This window comes from Polaribacter sp. (assembly GCF_965656025.1).
Taxonomy (GTDB): Bacteria; Bacteroidota; Bacteroidia; order Flavobacteriales; family Flavobacteriaceae; genus Polaribacter.
In genome coordinates this window covers 1-1,210 of sequence record NZ_CBFHJT010000151.1, presented here as the reverse complement: position 1 = coordinate 1,210, position 1,210 = coordinate 1, and the positions used below count along the sequence as shown (strand labels likewise).

1 protein-coding gene is annotated in these 1,210 nt (G+C 29.5%); it reads left to right on the top strand.

What is annotated here, in order from left to right; genetic code table 11:
* Positions 1 to 287: 287 nt before the first annotated feature.
* Positions 288 to 1,210, top strand: a 923-nt coding sequence (locus ACTG3S_RS14515; RefSeq protein WP_439130044.1) for a formate--tetrahydrofolate ligase, incomplete at its 3' end; no start/stop codon positions are given.

Below are 1,210 nucleotides of genomic sequence, written 5' to 3'. Positions count from 1 at the left end.
AAATTCTAATACAATTTCTTGATTAGGTATAGAAACCTGCTCATGAAACGCACCAAAAAGAATAAAAATTAAAAATAAAGTACTTATGTACCATTTTGTTTTCATGCGTCAAATATATAAAAAAGATTGCTTTTTAAATCTAGGAATTTAGAAAGTTATTAAATTGAATAAAAGGCAAGTATTATTGTGTAATTCGTAATTTTATAATCATTTAAGATAAAAATATAAAGAAGTCTTAAAAATGTTTATATTTATTTACTGAGAATATTATTTTTTAAAAAGAAAAAATGAAACATAAATCAGATATTTCTATAGCACAGTCTAAAGAATTAATACATATTAAAGAGGTTGCTAAAAAATTAAAAGTAACTGAAGATGATTTAGAAATGTATGGCAAATACAAAGCAAAATTACCTTTATCTCTAATTGATGATGCAAAAATAGCAAACAATAATTTGGTTTTGGTTACTGCATTAACACCAACTCCTGTTGGCGAAGGTAAAACAACAGTTTCTATTGGTTTAACAGAAGGTTTAAATAAAATAGGCAAACAAGCAACTGTGGTTTTGAGAGAACCATCTTTAGGGCCAGTTTTTGGTATCAAAGGAGGTGCTGCTGGTGGTGGCTATTCTCAAGTAGTACCGATGGAAGATATTAATTTGCATTTTACAGGTGATTTTAATGCTGTAGAAAAAGCTAATAATTTGCTATCTGCTTTAATTGATAATAATTTACAGAGCAAAACAAATAACTTAAATATCGATGCAAGAACGGTTTTATGGAAACGAGTAATTGACATGAATGACCGTTCTTTAAGAGATATTGCTATTGGTTTAGGTGGAACTGCAAATGGTGTACCAAGACAAGATGGTTTTAACATTACACCAGCATCAGAAGTAATGGCAATACTTTGTATGGCATCTGATTTAGAAAATTTAAAAGAACGTTTAGGAAATATTTTAGTAGGTTTTACTTTTGATAAAAAACCTGTTTTTGCTAGAGATTTAAAAGCAGAAAATGCCATGGCTATCTTACTAAAAGATGCGATTAAACCAAACCTGGTACAAACTTTAGAAGAAAATCCTGCAATAATTCATGGCGGACCTTTTGCTAATATAGCTCAAGGTACAAACACCATAATAGCTACAAAAATGGGACTTTCTCTATCGAATTATGTTGTTACAGAAGCAGGTTTTGGTGCAGATTTAGG